At 62.9% G+C, this 15,397-nt stretch carries 14 protein-coding genes; 4 read left to right on the top strand and 10 right to left on the bottom strand.

Annotation, left to right across the window (positions count from 1 at the left end; genetic code table 11):
- Positions 1 to 2: 2 nt before the first annotated feature.
- Positions 3 to 1,541 (top strand): trimethylamine methyltransferase family protein, encoded by a 1,539-nt coding sequence (locus K3555_RS23840; RefSeq protein ID WP_260009125.1) that lies wholly within the window; start codon positions 3 to 5, stop codon positions 1,539 to 1,541.
- A gap of 30 nt (positions 1,542 to 1,571) precedes the next feature.
- On the opposite strand, the gene K3555_RS23845 is transcribed toward K3555_RS23840, so the two are convergent.
- The 5 genes from K3555_RS23845 to K3555_RS23865 all read right to left on the bottom strand — a co-directional run bounded on the left by K3555_RS23845 (position 1,572) and on the right by K3555_RS23865 (position 8,820).
- The gene (locus K3555_RS23845) at positions 1,572 to 2,312 is read right to left on the bottom strand and encodes an Asp/Glu racemase (RefSeq protein WP_260009127.1); all 741 of its coding nucleotides are present in this window, start codon (positions 2,310 to 2,312) and stop codon (positions 1,572 to 1,574) included.
- Complete coding sequence (locus K3555_RS23850; protein WP_260009129.1) at positions 2,309 to 3,376, bottom strand: histidinol-phosphate transaminase; 1,068 nt, start codon at positions 3,374 to 3,376, stop codon at positions 2,309 to 2,311. Before K3555_RS23850 ends, K3555_RS23845 begins: the two co-directional genes overlap by 4 nt.
- On the bottom strand, positions 3,373 to 5,037 hold the full coding sequence (locus K3555_RS23855) for a hydantoinase B/oxoprolinase family protein (RefSeq protein WP_260009132.1): 1,665 nt from the start codon (positions 5,035 to 5,037) through the stop codon (positions 3,373 to 3,375). Before K3555_RS23855 ends, K3555_RS23850 begins: the two co-directional genes overlap by 4 nt.
- Positions 5,037 to 7,136: a hydantoinase/oxoprolinase family protein gene (locus K3555_RS23860; RefSeq protein WP_260009134.1), complete on the bottom strand. Its 2,100-nt coding sequence runs from the start codon at positions 7,134 to 7,136 to the stop codon at positions 5,037 to 5,039. The genes K3555_RS23855 and K3555_RS23860 overlap by 1 nt, the downstream gene beginning before the upstream one ends.
- Before the next feature lie 262 nt (positions 7,137 to 7,398).
- A complete protein-coding gene (locus K3555_RS23865; protein ID WP_260009135.1) occupies positions 7,399 to 8,820 on the bottom strand; it encodes an aldehyde dehydrogenase family protein in 1,422 nt (473 codons plus the stop codon).
- Between the two features lie 388 nt (positions 8,821 to 9,208).
- On the opposite strand from K3555_RS23865, the gene K3555_RS23870 reads away from it, so the two are divergent.
- Positions 9,209 to 10,621, top strand: coding sequence for an efflux transporter outer membrane subunit (locus K3555_RS23870; protein ID WP_260009136.1), 1,413 nt, complete (start codon positions 9,209 to 9,211; stop codon positions 10,619 to 10,621).
- Between the two features lie 59 nt (positions 10,622 to 10,680).
- On the opposite strand, the gene nqrM is transcribed toward K3555_RS23870, so the two are convergent.
- The 3 genes from nqrM to K3555_RS23885 all read right to left on the bottom strand — a co-directional run bounded on the left by nqrM (position 10,681) and on the right by K3555_RS23885 (position 12,255).
- Entirely contained in the window at positions 10,681 to 10,920 is a 240-nt protein-coding gene (gene nqrM / locus K3555_RS23875) for a (Na+)-NQR maturation NqrM (protein ID WP_024092707.1), read from the bottom strand.
- A 35-nt stretch (positions 10,921 to 10,955) separates the two neighbouring features.
- Positions 10,956 to 11,990 (bottom strand): FAD:protein FMN transferase, encoded by a 1,035-nt coding sequence (locus K3555_RS23880; protein WP_260009137.1) that lies wholly within the window; start codon positions 11,988 to 11,990, stop codon positions 10,956 to 10,958.
- Positions 11,991 to 12,066: 76 nt separating this feature from the next.
- Entirely contained in the window at positions 12,067 to 12,255 is a 189-nt protein-coding gene (locus tag K3555_RS23885; protein WP_260009138.1) for a hypothetical protein, read from the bottom strand.
- 110 nt (positions 12,256 to 12,365) lie between these two features.
- Between K3555_RS23885 and K3555_RS23890 the strand changes: the two genes are divergently transcribed.
- Positions 12,366 to 12,890, top strand: a complete 525-nt coding sequence (locus K3555_RS23890) for a CBS domain-containing protein (protein WP_259992888.1) — start codon at positions 12,366 to 12,368, stop codon at positions 12,888 to 12,890.
- 18 nt (positions 12,891 to 12,908) lie between these two features.
- Here the strand turns inward: K3555_RS23890 and K3555_RS23895 are convergent, their stop codons facing one another.
- Complete coding sequence (locus K3555_RS23895; protein ID WP_260009140.1) at positions 12,909 to 13,352, bottom strand: MarR family winged helix-turn-helix transcriptional regulator; 444 nt, start codon at positions 13,350 to 13,352, stop codon at positions 12,909 to 12,911.
- 156 nt (positions 13,353 to 13,508) lie between these two features.
- Here K3555_RS23895 and K3555_RS23900 point away from each other — a divergent pair, with 156 nt between their 5' ends.
- On the top strand, positions 13,509 to 14,087 hold the full coding sequence (locus K3555_RS23900; protein ID WP_259992886.1) for a YceI family protein: 579 nt from the start codon (positions 13,509 to 13,511) through the stop codon (positions 14,085 to 14,087).
- An 84-nt stretch (positions 14,088 to 14,171) separates the two neighbouring features.
- On the opposite strand, the gene nqrF is transcribed toward K3555_RS23900, so the two are convergent.
- Entirely contained in the window at positions 14,172 to 15,395 is a 1,224-nt protein-coding gene (nqrF, locus tag K3555_RS23905) for an NADH:ubiquinone reductase (Na(+)-transporting) subunit F (RefSeq protein WP_260009142.1), read from the bottom strand.
- Positions 15,396 to 15,397: the final 2 nt, after the last annotated feature.

A 15,397-nucleotide genomic window follows, 5' to 3' on the forward strand; every position in this document is an offset into this window, starting at 1 on the left:
ACATGGCACGTGAAAGACGCGGCGGCGGACGCCGCGGGAAATCCAGCCGATCCGGCGGCAGCATCGAACAGCTGCCGTGGCAACAGGTGAAGAACACCTATCCGCCGTTTGAGCTGCTGAACCCCGACCAGATGGACCAGCTGCACGCCACCTCGATGCGGATCCTGTCAGAGGCAGGCATAAGGGTGATGGGCGGCAATGTCATGGATCTGTTCGAGGGTGCCGGCGCCATCGTGGATCGTGACACGCAGACCATCCGCTTGGATGAGAGCATCGTCAAAGAGGCGCTGAAAACTGTTCCACGAGAGTTCACCCTGACTGCACGCAACCGGGCCAAGCAGATCACCCTGGGCGGCAACAACGTGACCTTCGGCCTGGTGGCCGGGCCGCCCAATGTGCATGACCGCATCAATGGGCGCCGGTCGGGCAACCTCACCGATTATCAGAACTTCATCAAGCTGGCGCATCACTTCAACGCCATCCACCTGATCGGCAACCAGGTGACCGCGCCGCTGGAACTGCCCGCCAACAACCGACATCTGGACACCTATCTGGCCAACCTGACCTATTCGGACCTATCGTTCCACTGTTCCGCCATCGGCCGCGGCCGGGCGCTGGACGGGATCAACATGATGGCGATCACCCGCGGCCAGAAACCGGAAGAGATGAAGGAGGATCCGGGCGTCATCACCATCATCTCGGTCAACTCGCCGCGGTTGTTCGACGATGCGATGGGCGACGGGCTGATTGCGATGGCGGAATACGGCCAGCCGGTGACGGTGACGCCGTTTACCCTTATGGGCGCGATGACCCCGGTGACCTTGCCCGCCGCCCTGGCCCAGCAGAATGCCGAGGCGCTGTTCGGTGTGGTGCTGACCCAGCTGGTCAACCCCGGCACCCCGGTGATGTATGGCTCCTTCACCTCGAACGTCGACATGCGCTCCGGCGCGCCGGCCTTCGGCACGCCGGAAAACGCCAAGGCCAATATCGCCGGCGGCCAGCTGGCGCGGCGCTATGGCATCCCCTACCGGACCTCGAACGCCAATGCCTCCAACGCGGTAGACCTGCAGGCGGCCTATGAAACCATGATGGGCACCTGGGGTGCGGTGCTGGGCGGTGCCAATATTGTCTACCACGCGGCTGGCTGGCTGGAAGGCGGCCTGACCGCATCGTACGAAAAATTCATCATGGATGTGGAGATCATCCAGAACATGATCGAATTCCTGAAGCCGATGAAATTCGACGCGGATGAGCTGGGCTTTGACGCCATTCAGTCGGTCCCGACCGGTGGCCATTTCTTTGGTGCCGATCACACGATGGCCCGCTATGAAACCGCGTTCTACACCCCGATGCTGTCGGACTGGCAGAACTACGAGAATTGGGAAGCAGCCGGTGCCAAGGACGCGCTGCAGCGGGCGACCGGCATCTGGCAGCAGGCGCTGCGGGATTACGAGGAACCGGCGATGGATCCGGCCATCAGCGAGGAACTGGAGGCCTATGCGGCCAGACGGCGCGAGGAAATCGGCTCCGGCGAGCCTTGATGGAATGGATGCGAGGGGCCAGGCGCGCGTTCAAAGCTGATCAAACAGCCGCCCAGGCAGCGCATCGTGACGCGGCAGGCCAAGCGCCCGCATCAGGCAGAACATCATCGCCTGGTTGGAGGTGACAACCGGTTTGCCCAGATGCGCCTCGATCCGCTCCACCGCCTCAACCGCGCGCATGTCCGTACAGCTCAGCACGATGGCCTGCGCCTGCGGGTGATCCGCCTGGCAGGCCAGATCAAATACCTCCTGCGGCGTCAGCTCCCCCTGGCCGTAATTGCCCAGCTCGCGGCCAATGTCCGCGCATCTGACCGTTTCGATCCCGTTGGCAGCCAGAAAGTCCATTGCTTGCGTGTTGATCTCGCCGAGGTAGGGTGAGGAAAATCCGACCTTCACCGCCCCCAGCGCCTGGATCCCCGCCACTAGCGCCCCCGCGGCGGTCAGGGAAACGGCACCGGAGCTTGCCTTGATCCGCGCCGCCAGCTTCTTATCAAACCCCGGCCCATGGGTCAGTGTTGCTGAGGTGCAACCGTAAAGCACCACATCGGGACGCACGCCCGAGATCATCCTGAGATCATGGCTGATGTCGGAGACGCCAAGCCCCGCCATCTGGCCGGAACCCGGGATCTCGTCCACGTCATAACCTCCCAAGCGCTGAAAGTGCACCGTGGTACCGGGTGCCCGCATCAGCATCATGTCCGGTTCCAGGTTGGTGTTGGTGTAGGGCACCAGCACACCGATTTTCGCGCGGGTGCGGGCTTCATAAGTCATGTGAGCACTCCTTTCAGCACCGCCAGCGTGCGGTCCATCACGTCCTGGCTGCTGATGGTGGCGCGCAGGCAATCGCTGAGGCCGTAGCCGCCCATGCCGCGCATCAGCAGCTTTTCCGCCCGCAGCGCCGTATCCGCCGCCTGTGCTTGCACGGGCGAGGCAAAGCGCATCAGCACAAAATTGGTGTGGCTTTGCGGCACCGTCAGCCCCAGCGAACGGCAGCCCGCGGCAAAGCCATCACGGATCGCGGCAGTTTTGGCCACCGTATCGCGCATATGCGTCTGGTCCTGCATTGCTGCCGCAGCCATCGCCTGCGACGGGATGGAGATATTGTTGGGGTTCAATAACTTGCGCACTTCACCCGCGATCTGAGGCGGAAAATAACCCCAACCGGCCCGGGCGCCTGCCAGGCCATAAGCCTTGGACAGGGTCCGCAGCACTACGGTATCGCCGCGCTCTGCCAGGGCGAAGATTTCGGCAGGGTCGTTTTCCGCATCAGCAAACTCGGCATAGGCCTGATCCACCACCAGCAGCACATCCGCAGGCAGGCCTGCGCGCAGGCGCAGGATCTCGCCGTTGGGAACCAGCGTGCCGGTTGGATTGCCTGGGTTGCAGACAAAGACGATGCGGGTCTCAGACGTCACTGCGGCCAGAATATCATCCACCGAAACCGTCAGATCCCGCTCGCGCGCTTTGACGTAATCCGCCTGCACCTGGGCCGAGGCCGAGGACACAAAGGCATAGCCGTAATCGGTGCCCAAGACCCGGTCGCCCGGCCCGGCAAAGGCACGGATCAGGCAGCCGATCAGCTCCATCGAGCCGGCGCCGCACAGCACCTTGGCCGGGTCCAGCCCATGCACCTTCGCCACCGCGGCGCGCAGATCGGGCCATTCCGGGTCCGGATAGAGCGGCATCTGCCCCAGCACTGCCTTGCCTGCCGCAATCGCCGCCGGGCTGGCAGCAAAGGCGCTTTCGTTCTGGGCCAGGGAGATGGTCCCCTCGCCGCCAAGATCCGCCAGCGCATAAGGCGCCATGGCGGCGACATGCGGAACTGCGCGGATCATTTGGAACCTCCATAGGCGCGCGCGCCCTCTTCTGTCACCAGCCCGCGTTTCAGGTCCAGTGCCAGGGCGTCCGGGTCGCGTTGGGACGGGTCGCCAAAACCGCCGCCGCCGGGGGTTTCAAAGATCAGGCAGTCGCCTGCCTCCACCCGCAGCTCGCCCTTGCCGGGGATGTCCTGCTGCCCGTCGCGCAAGCGGATGCGGCCCGGGGCGCCGGGCTGTCCGCCCATCCGGCCAAGCGCCGGGAATTTCAGCCGCTCCACCGACAGGAACACGATGAAAGGCGCGCCGTTCGACGCCGTCATTTCGATCCGCTGGCCAAGGCCGCCGCGGTATTTGCCGGCACCGCCGGAGCCGGGACGCAATTCTCGCCGCCACATGATGACCGGGGCAACCGCCTCGGTGATTTCCACCTGGCTGCCATAGACGCCAGACGGGTAGGCTGTTGCCGACAACCCGTCCGCGTGGGGCCGCGCGCCGGTGCCGCCATTGTGGACCGGCTCAATGGCGAATTCGCGGCCGCCGTCGCGGGCCACTTCGGGCGCGTGGCGCATCGGCAGGTCGAACATGCAACTGGCGCCTTCGGCCGGGACCTGATCGGGCAGCGCCTGATGCAGGCAGCCCAGCACCAGATCCGGCGTCACCTGCCCCAGGGTATGGCGCATTGCCACCGGCACCGGACGCTGGGCATTCAGGATGCAGCCCTTGGGCCCATCCACCGTGAACAGCTCCAAAGACCCGGCATTGTTGGGAATATCCGGCCCCACAATGCAACGCAGTGCAAACACTGTATAGGCCGTGGCATAATTCAAGGGCACGTTGATACCCTTGCTGGAGCAGCCCGAGGTGCCGGTGAAATCCACATGCATCCCGGTCTTGGAGACGGTCAGCGTTGCGTGCAGCTCCAGCTCATTCTCGTAGCCGTCCATTTTCAGGACGTTCTTGTAGACACCCTCGGGCACCTCGGCGATTGCCTCCAGCGTGCCGCGGCGGGAAGTGTCGATGATATAAGCGCCCAAAGCATCCAGATCATTAATGCGGAACTCCTCCATCATGTTCACCAGCCGCGCCGCCCCAGCCTCGCAGCAGGCAATCAGCGCATAAATATCGCCCTCATTGGCAACCGGTTCGCGGCTGTTGGCGCGGATGATATCCATCAGCAGCGCGTTGGGCGCGCCTTCATCGACCAGCTTGCAGGGCGGGATCAGCAGGCCCTCGTCATAGATGTCAGAGCCTTCCGGCCCCATTCCCAGGCCGCCCAGATCCACCAGATGCGAGGTGCAAGAGGTGAAGCCCACCACCTTGCCCCCCTTGAAGACGGGCATCATCAAAAGGAAGTCGTTCAGATGCCCCGAGGCCAGCCAGGGATCGTTGGTCATATAGATGTCGCCGGGCTTCATGGTCTCAGCCGGGAAGCGTTCGCGCAGGTGCAGCACCGCTTCGGCCATGGTGTTGATATGGCCGGGGGTTCCGGTCACAGCCTGGGCCAGCATTTGCCCCTTTGCGTCGAAAATCCCGGCAGAGATATCGCCGCATTCGCGCACGATGGGTGAAAAGGCTGCCCGGATCAGGGTCTGGCCCTGTTCCTCGACCACCGCCAGCAGGCGGTTCCACATCACTTGCAGGCGGGCCGGCGCGAGGGCCTGCGAAAGATCGGCAGCCATCATGCGTCTCCTTTTTGGTCTTGGATCAGGACAAGGTTCCCAATTGCATCCACATGGGCCGAGAAATCTGCCGAGACCAGCGTGGTGGTTTGCGGCTCGGTGATCAGCGCCGGGCCGCAGACCCGGTTGCCGGGTTTCAGGCCTTCGCGCGGCACAAAGGCTGCTTGCTTCACTGTACCGTCCACGTCGCAGGTGATCGGGCGGAAGGCGCCGGGCGAAATGTTATTCAGCTCCGGTGTCTCCGGCACAGCTGCGGCTTCCGCGTCAGGCGTCGCCACCCGCACCGCCCAGTTCAGGATCTCGATCTTCATTCCCGGCACCGGGCGCGAGAACTGCTTGGCGTACTCACTCTCAAAAGCCGCCGTCAGCGGAATACGATCCTCCGCCGCCAACGCGCGGTCCGGCAGGGTGATCTCAATCTCATGCCCCTGCCCGCTGTAGCGCATGAAGGCGGTGCGCCGGACCTCTGTCGCAGCATCGCCCGCGCCCTGCGCCACCACCGATTTCGCCTCGTCGATCATCTGGGCGAACAGGCTGTTGATGCCGCCCATATCCATGGTTTCCAGCAGCGAATAGCGCGACCGCACGATCTCAAAGGAAACCGGCGCGAACAGGAACCCCACAGCTGAGCCGACACCCGGGTTCGGAGGGATCACGATGCGCGACACCCCGGCAGAGCGCGCCACCCGGCTTGCATGCAGCGGACCGTTGCCGCCAAATGCAATCATGGTGCGCGGACCCAGATCCTTGCCCGATTCCACCGCATGCATCCGCCCCGCACTCGCCATGCTTTCATCAACAATGCGGCTGACACCATCGGCGGCGCCAACGCCGTCCAGGTCCAGCCGTGAACCGATCACCCGCGCCAGCGCCTCCTTCGAGGCTTCCGGGTCGATCTTGATAAACCCTTCGGCAAAGGTATCCGGCACGATGTAGCCCAGCGTAATGTCGCTGTCGGTCACCGTCGGTTCCGTCCCGCCGCGCCCGAATGCCACCGGGCCGGGTTCAGACCCCGCTGATTTCGGTCCCACCGTCAAGCGCCCCAGCCGGTCCACCCCGGCGATGGAGCCGCCGCCCGCACCAATCTCGATCATTTCGATCACCGGGATCCGCACCGGCATCCCCGACCCCTTGATGAACCGCGCCGCGCGGGCGATTTCAAACTGGCGCGAGGTTTGCGGGCGGGCATTATCAATCAGGCACAGCTTGGCGGTGGTGCCGCCAACGTCAAACGACAAGACCTGATCCAGCCCCGCCTGTGCCGCAATACGGGCGGCAAGGATTGCACCGCCGGCGGGTCCGCTCTCCACCAGCCGGACCGGAAAGCGCGCCGCGGTCTGGATGGTGCACATGCCGCCGCCGGCGGTCATCATCAGGATCGGGCAAGTGACGCCCTCCGCTGCAAACCGTTCGGCAAAGCGCGCGAGGTAGCTCTCCATCAGCGGCTGGATATAGGCATTTGCCACGGTGGTGCAAAGCCGGTCGAATTCCCGCGCTTCGGGGCTGACCTCAGACGAGATCGACACCGTCAGGCCGGGACGCCTTTCCGCCAAAGTATCACGCAGCCAGCGTTCATGATCCGGATTGGCGTAAGAATGCATCAGGCAGACCGCGACCGCACCGGCGCCGCTGGCGTCCAGCTCGGCAATCAGCGCCTCGACCGCGCTGTCCTCCATGCCGATCAGCACATCGCCTGTCGCAGACATCCGTTCGCGGATGGTCAGCGCGCGTTCCCGCGGCACCAGCAGGTCGGGCTTTTCCAGATTGATGTCATACTGCGAATAGCGCCGCTCATAGGCGATTTCCAGAATGTCCCGGAACCCCTCGGTGGTCACCGTCGCCACCGTCGCCCCGCGCCGCTCGATCAGCGCGTTGGTGGCCAGCGTAGTGCCGTGGATGAAGCCAGTCACGTCCCCCAGGGACCGCCCCGATTGCGCCATCACCCGCGCGGCACCTTCCATGGCGCCGTCTGCCGGGTTCTGATGGGTGGTCAGGGTTTTGGTGGAGGCCAGGATAGTGTCATCCCCCGCCACCAGCACGGTGTCGGTAAATGTGCCGCCTATATCAATGGCAAGGCGCAGCGTGTTTGAGGCTGTCATGTTTCATTCCAAAGTCTGCCTTAAGGGATCCGTCCAACGCCCGGTCAGGGCTGACAGGCTTCAGGCAGCGGCCAGATTGCATCCGGTTGCGCGGCGATCCATGCGTTTGGGAATGAATGTGTGCTTCATGCTTGTATCCTGCGGTGCGGCCCCTTGGACAGCTTGGCGGATTGCGACATGAAAATTGTCTGATTGCGCCGCAAAACCCACAGGCAGCGGCCTTCCCCTCCCGGCAGCAGATGCAGCCGGAAGGGGAAAAGACTTAGCCGAAATGCAGGGTTTTGACTTCCTGATAGTCCTCCAGCCCCAGCATGCCGCCTTCGCGGCCGTTGCCGGACTGTTTGTAGCCGCCAAAAGGCGAGCCGTAGTTGAAGCCGCCGCCGTTGATATGCACGGCACCAGCCCGCAGGCGGGCGGCAGCGCGCTCGGCCCGCTCCGGATCGCCGGTCTGCAGATAGGCCGCCAGCCCATAAGGCGTGTCATTGGCGATGCGGATGGCGTCTTCTTCATCCTCAAACGGGATGATCACCAAGACCGGGCCAAAGATCTCTTGCTGCGCAATCGCCATTTCATTGGACACATCGGCAAAAACCGTCGGGCGCACGTACCAGCCCTTGTCCAGCCCTTCGGGACGGCCCAGTCCGCCTGCCAGCACTGTGGCGCCCTCATCGATGCCGGTTTGGATCATGCTCTGCACCCGGTCGAACTGGATGCGGTCGAACATCGGGCCGATGTGATCACCCTCCTGGCTCGGGTCGCCCACGGCCTGGCCCTCCGCGGCTGCCTTGGCGATCTCCAGCACCTGATCGTAACAGCTGCGCTCCACCAGCATCCGGGTTGGCGCGTCGCAGCTTTGGCCGGTGTTGTACATGCACTCCAGCACCGAGGCCGTTACCTTTTCCTGCAGATCGGCATCGGCAAACACCAAGTTCGGGGACTTGCCCCCCAGTTCCAGCGTCACCCGTTTGACCGTATCGGCGCTGTCCTTGGCCACCGCCACCCCGGCCCGGGTCGACCCGGTGAAAGACATCATGTCCACGTCCCTGTGCCGCGACAGACCGGCACCCACGGTCGGCCCGTCGCCATGGATCAGGTTGAACACCCCCGCCGGATAGCCCGCATCATGGATCATCTGCGCATAGACCGCTGCCGACATCGGCGTGTGCTCTGACGGTTTCAGCACGCAGGTGGACCCGGTCGCAAGCGCCGGCAGCACCTTCAGCGCGATCTGGTTCACCGGCCAGTTCCACGGCGTGATCAGCCCGCAAACACCAATCGGCTCGCGCACCAGAATGTCACCGTTGGACAGGGTCTCACGCAGCTCCTGGGTCTTCAGCGCCGCAAGAATCCCCTCCAGATGGCCTATACCCGCATCCGCCTGGGCGTCGCGCGCCATCGAAATCGGCGCGCCCATTTCCGCGCTCAATGCCTGTGCCATCTCCTCGCGGCGCGCGTCGCTGATCTCCAGCAACCGCTCCAAGAGCGCAATCCGCTCATCGCGCGACGTTTGCGAAAAGCTCTCAAATGCCGCCTTGGCCGCAGCAACCGCGGCGTTCACATCCACTTCGTCGCCCAGGATTATTGTCCCGATCCGGCCCTCGGTCGCGGGGTTCAGAACCGGGAATTCGCGGCTGGAATGCGGTGTCACCCAGGCGCCGCCGATATAGAATTTTTGCAGGTCCATCAGGTCAGTCTCACTTTTGCGTGGTGATTTCGGTTCAGAAGCTCAAGGAGCCGGGGCAGATGCGCCGGCACCGGACGCACCTCAGCCGTTTCAGAAACAGTGGACGGGGGCCCTGCCGCCGTCAAGCGCAGGGATAACCCTGCTGTAAACTCTTCCAGCCCTCCCGGGCTGCGCGATCTGACACCGGAGAATGACCGGCTTGCTGCCACTCCGGTGCAGCAAAAACGGCAGGATTGATGCTTTTTGCGAAACATCCCAGCTGTGGGCTGCGCGCATCAGTGCACGACAAAGACGCCGATTGCGGCAGGAATCTGTTCGCGGCCCGCGCGGCCCGGTTTAGGTTTTTCGAAAGCCCGCACCAAAAAGACCGGGCGTCTAGAGGCAAGTCATGAGCAGATCCAAGTGGACAGCCCGTTGTGTGCTGCTGGCCGGGACCATCCTGTGCAGCTGCACCGTTGTTGGCGTGGACTACCAGCGCCCGGACTTTGCGGTGCCGGCGGCCTATTACCAATCCCGCAGCTATGCGACCGCGCAGGGCGCGGCTGAGACCTGGTGGCAGGGGCTGAACGATGCCACGCTGAACCGCATGGTTGACGCAGGCCTGGCGCAAAACCTTGGCATCAAGGCCGCCCGCGAACGCCTGAAAGCCGCCGAAGCCCTGCGCCGCGGCAGCGGCCGGCCGCAGCAGGTCAGCGGCAGCCTGGAAGGCAGTTCAATCTTTTCGCGCCGCGAATCCCAGAACAATTCCTCCAGCCAGGATATCGCCGAGGTCGGCGCAACCTACGTTTTTGATCTGTTCGGCGAATTCGAACGCCGCTCTGAACGCGCCGTCGCCGACCGGGACGCGCAGTTTTACCAGATGGCCACCACCCGGCTGGCAATCACCGATGCGATCACCCGCACCTATATCCAAGCCCGCTTTTTCCAGCGCGGCGCAGCCGTCACCCGCAAGACGATCCGCCTGCGCGAACAGATACTGGGAACCGTGGTCGAACTGCAGGAAGCCCGCGCCGTGCTGGCGCTGGATGTGGAACGCACCAAGTTGCAGGTCGCCAGTGCCAAGGCGGACCTGCCCGGCTTTATTGCCAGCTACGAATCCTCGGTGTTTGCCCTGGCCACCCTGCTGGACCGCGACGCGTCCGAAGTTTTTGCGATGATGAAGGGCAGCTACAGCCAGCCCTACCCGGCGACCAAGCCGGAACTGGGCGTGCCCGCCACCCTGCTGCGCAACCGCCCTGACATCCTGCTGGCCGAGGCGCAGCTGCGCAGTGCCACCGCGGATATCGGCGTCACCGAGGCGGAATTGTACCCGTCTCTGGAAATTACCGGCTCGGTGCAGGCTGTCCGGCATGTGCCCGATCTTTACTCGATCGGTCCGAGCCTGAATTTCCCGCTGTTCAACCGTCCTGTGCTGCGTGCCTTCCACAAACGGGCCATCGCCGAGGCCAAGGCGACGGAGTACGATTACCGCGCAGCCGTGCGCGGCGCCGTGGAAGAGGTCCAGTCCCAGCAAAGCGCGCTGCGCGCCGCCCGCCAGCGCACCGCGGCGCAGGTCCGGGCGGTCAACCTGGGCACCAAAGTTGCCGATCTGGCGCGCGAAACCTTCACCGCCAGCGAAATCACCTTGTTCGACCTGCTTAACACCGAAGAAGCACTGCGCGACAACGAGCTGAACCTGATCTCCGCCCGCCGTGATCTGGCACTGGCCTGGGCCGGGCTGCAAATTTCACTGGGCAAGGGTTGGGCACCGGATCAAACCCCGGCCAACGCAGCCGCAGCATTGTCAGCAAAAGCTGAGTAAATTCAGGCGTTTTGTTCCAGTGCAGGACAGGTTCAGCGCAGGCTGGGCCGCGAGCGGTATCAAGCCTGTTCCTGCTGCATCTGCTCAACCATCTGCCGGGCGCGCTTGCACTGCAGCTTGTCGCGCAGCGGGCTGTCGGGGTCGATGTCTTTCGAGCAGACCACGCATTTGTCGGCGCCCGAGATCGCATTCAGCCCGCCGCAACTGCCCTTGATCTTCTTGCCCATCAGGATCACGCCCAGCGACATGCCCAGGGTGACGATCAGCAGCAGGATGAAGGCCAGAAGAAAAGTGCTCATATGTGGTCCCTCGCAAGATGGCTTGGTGCGCGGCTTCAGTTTCCGGTCAGCGCCTCAAATGCGCTGCTGGCAGTGGTCATATAGGCATCCGCACCGGCTTGCACGTCCCGATCAATGAAAAACACGGCAAGTTTATGCTCCTCCGCAAGCTTCAGCCCGTTTTCACGACCCAGAACCAGCATCGCAGTGGCCCAGGCATCCGCCAGCATGGCGTTTTCCGCAATCACTGTGACCGAGGTCGTGCTGTGCGTCACCGGCCGCCCCGCCACAGGGTCGAGGATATGGGAATAGCGCTTGCCCTCATGCTCGAAATAATTGCGGTAATCGCCGGATGTCGCCAGCCCCAGATTGCTGACCGGCACAATCAGCTGCACGGTCTGCGCCGCAGCATCGGGTTTCTCGATGCCGATGCGCCAGGCCTCACCTTTGGCGTTTTCGCCCTTGGTCACCAGATCGCCGCCGATTTCCACCATATAGTGTTCAACACCGAAGCCCTGCAGCGCAGCCGCTACCGCATCAACACCGTATCCCTTGGCGATGGCCGACAGGTTGATACCGGTCTCCGGCGCGGATTTCTTCAGCGTGCCGGCCCCCGTGTCCAAAGTCAGCAGCCGGGCCTGGCCGACGCCCTCCAGTGCCTTGGCAATAGCGGCATCGGACGGCACCGGATCCTCGGGCTGACGCGGGCCGAAACCCCACAGCTCGATCAGCGGCCCCAGGGTCACGTCAAACTTGCCGCCTGTCTTTTCATGCACATCACTGGCCGCAGCCAGCACATGGGCAAACTCCGGCGACACCCGCACCGGCGCGGTGCTGCGCGCGGCCGAAAAGGTGGAGACCTCAGACGCCGGATCCCAGTTCGACATCTTGGCGTTGACCGTTGCCAGCGTGCCTTCCACGGCGGTGGCCAGGGCTTCCTGGTCCAGATCCCCGCCAATCGCAATCACACTGTAGGTGGTGCCCATGGTTTCACCCGACAGCCGTACCTCTTCCGGCGCGTTTTCGAACCAGCAGCCGGACACCGCCAGCACCGCGGGCAGGATCAGGGCAAACAAGAACCTTCTGGGCATCGGCAAATCTCCGTCGGCAAAACTGGCGCTGCTATGCCCCCGCCCCGCGCCAGAGTCAAATACGGTGCCCCAGGGGTCAAAACTTCAGCGGCACAAAGGCCAGCGCCAAGAGGCCCAAGGCGGCAGGCACCCCGAACAGCCAGGCCCGCAGCCGCGCGTTCGGCGCTTCAGTCTTCCAGGTCTGCCGGTACATATGACCGCAGACAACCACCAGAAACACGGTCAGCGCACCGGTGACAGGGGTCAGATAAAGGGTGTCGAACATGTTGTTTTCCGGCCTATGTTAGCGCTCGCGTCATTTCGCCCCTTCCCGGATCGTAATCCCGCGTTAAGATGAGGATATCACCTGATCCAGGATAGGAGGAGACCCGCGCAATGGCACCGACCTCATACCAAGCTCCGATGCGGGGCGACAAGGAGGACAAGCACACATACAGCCAGTCCGCCGATTCAAATCTGTCGCATTCGCAAACAACAGTGGCCAAGCTGCTGGAGGGCAAAGGCGATGCCATCTTTGCGGTGCGCCCCAATGACACGATCGGCCATGTGGTTGATGTGCTTAAGGAAAAACATATCGGCGCGCTGGTGGTCACCGACCAGAACGGCGACCTGCAGGGCATCCTGTCGGAACGCGACATCGTGCGGCGGATGGCGGAAACGCCCGGCCACACCCTGCCGCAGGAAGTTTCGGCGCTGATGACCACAGCCGTGAAGTCCTGCACGCCGGATGACTATCTGCATGACGTTCTGAAAGCCATGAGCGAAGGCCGCTTCCGCCACATGCCGGTGCTGAAAGACGGCAAGCTGGCCGGCATGATCACCGTGGGCGACGTGGTGAATTTCCGCCTGCAAGAGCTGGAATATGAAACCCTGCGGATGAAACAGATGATCGTCGGCTAAGAATTTGGCGGCGGCGGGTCAGGGAAACGGCCCGCCGCCCTCTTCCTGCAGGGTGTCCAGAAACGCCTGCACATCTTCCGCTTCCGCCAGCGCCACCATATGGCGCTTGATAGCCGGGCCGTAGATCTCCCACATCTGCCGCCGCAACGCCGCACCGTCCGCAGTCAGATGCAACACCTTGCCACGCCGGTCGTGTTCATAAACCGTTTCGCGCACCAGCCCCTGTTTTGCCATACGCGCCAGAATGCGCGACAGGTTGGACTGTTCGAACAGCAGGTTTCTGGTCAGCTCAAAGGCGCGCACCCCGCCCGTCCCTGCCATTTCAATGCCCCACAGCACATCGTACCATCGCAAACCGGGCAGCCCGGCGGTGCGCAGCTCTGCCTCCATCTCCCGGTGCGCCTGCCGGTAGGCCCGGTTCAGCAGGATCCAAATCTCGGTTTCCCGTTTGCTAGGCGTCATGTGTAATCACGAATTGGTGAGTGAAGCACGCCGCAGGTATTTTTGCGTGCGGGTGCGGTGAAATAGATGCCATAACATCTATACGGGGTTCCGCGCCAAGGTTGAACCCCGCAATCCAATTCCGTCCCACGGACAAATCCAGACAGGGATACCATCATGTTGATCAAGATTGCACCGCTTGCCGCCGCCGCACTGCTGGCCGCGCCCGCCGCCTTTGCAACCACCTATAAAACCGACCAGGGCCATACCGAAGTTCAGTTCAGCTGGAGCCACGCCGGTGTTTCGGTCCAAAGCGGTGAATTCACCCAGGCCGAGGGCACGCTGGAAATCGACCCCGAAAACCCCGAAGCCGCCTCTCTGAATGTCACCATCAAGGCCGACAGCCTGGCCACCGGCTTTGGCCCGCTGGATGACCACATTTCCAGCGCCGATTTTCTGGAAGTTGCGACCTATCCCGAGATCACCTTTGTCAGCACCAGCGTGGAAAAGACCGGCGACAACACCGCCAATGTTTCCGGCGACCTGACCATCCATGGCACCACCAAACCGGTTGTGCTGGAAACCACGATGACCCATTTCGGCCCGCATCCGCTGGGCGGCGCGATCGAATACTACCAGGGCGACTGGGCCGCGTTTGAGGCAAGCACCACCATCGACCACCAGGCGTTCGGCGTCGGCGGCTTTTCCACCGGGCCGATCACCATCCGCATCAGCACCGAGATGCGGGCACAGTAAACGCCGCCGCAGCCAGGCGTTGAAACAAAGAAAGCCCCGGATGAAAACACCCGGGGCTTTTGGTTTTCCGCTCTGCGTTCCGGCTTAGCCGCCGAAGTCGTCCAGCATGATGTCCTCACGGTCCACGCCCAGATCCAACAGCATGTTGATCACCGACTGGTTCATGATCGGCGGGCCGCACATGTAGAATTCGCAGTCTTCCGGCGCCGGATGGTTCTTGAGGTATTCCTCGAACAACACGTTATGGATAAAGCCGGTGTAGCCTTTCCAGTCATCTTCGGGCTGGGCATCCGACAGCGCCACGTGCCAGTCAAAGTTGTCGAACTCCTCGGCCAGGCCGTCAAAATCCTCGACAAAGAACATCTCTTTCTTGGAACGCGCTCCGTACCAGAAGCTGATCTTGCGGTCGCGGTTCTGCAGCCGCTTCAGCTGGTCAAAGATGTGGCTGCGCATCGGCGCCATGCCGGCACCGCCGCCGATGAACACCATTTCCTTTTGGGTGTCGCGGGCAAAGAATTCGCCGAACGGACCGGAAATAGTAACCTCATCCCCCGGCTTCAGGTTAAAGATGTAGGACGACATCATGCCCGCAGGAATACCTTCGGAGCCCGGCGGCGGCGAGGCGACACGGACGTTGAGCATGATCATGCCCTTCTCGTCCGGGTAGTTCGCCATTGAATAGGCGCGCTCGACCGGTTCGTTCACCTGGGATTTATACTGCCACAGATTGAAGCGGTCCCAATCCTCGCGGTACTCCTCCTGAATGTCAAAGTCGGTATAGGCCAGCTGGTGCGCGGGCGCTTCGATCTGGATGTAGCCGCCGGCGCGGAAGTTCACGTCCTCGCCTTCGGGCAGTTCCAGCACCAGCGCCTTGATGAAGGTCGCGACGTTATCGTTCGAGCGCACCTTGCAGCGCCATTTCTTGACCCCGAAGACTTCTTCGGGGACTTCGACTTCCATGTCCTGCTTGACCGCAACCTGACAGGACAGACGGTCGCCGCAGCCCGCTTCGCGCTTGGTGATATGGCTTTCCTCGGTCGGCAGGATCGACCCGCCGCCGGAATGCACCCGCACCCGGCACTGGGCACAGGTGCCGCCGCCGCCGCAAGCGGAGGGGACGAACAGTTTCTCCGCCGCCAGCGTTTGCAGCAGCTTGCCGCCCGCAGGCACCGAGATGGTTTTTTCACCGTTGATGGTGATGTTGACGTTGCCGGTTGAGACCAGGCGGGAACGGGCAGCCAGAATGAGGGCCACCAGCGCCAGCACGATCACCGTGAACAGAACAACGCCGAGCGTGAAAGTTTCCATGT

It is taken from the genome of Leisingera sp. M527 (genome assembly GCF_025141525.1).
Lineage (GTDB): Bacteria > Pseudomonadota > Alphaproteobacteria > Rhodobacterales > Rhodobacteraceae > Leisingera.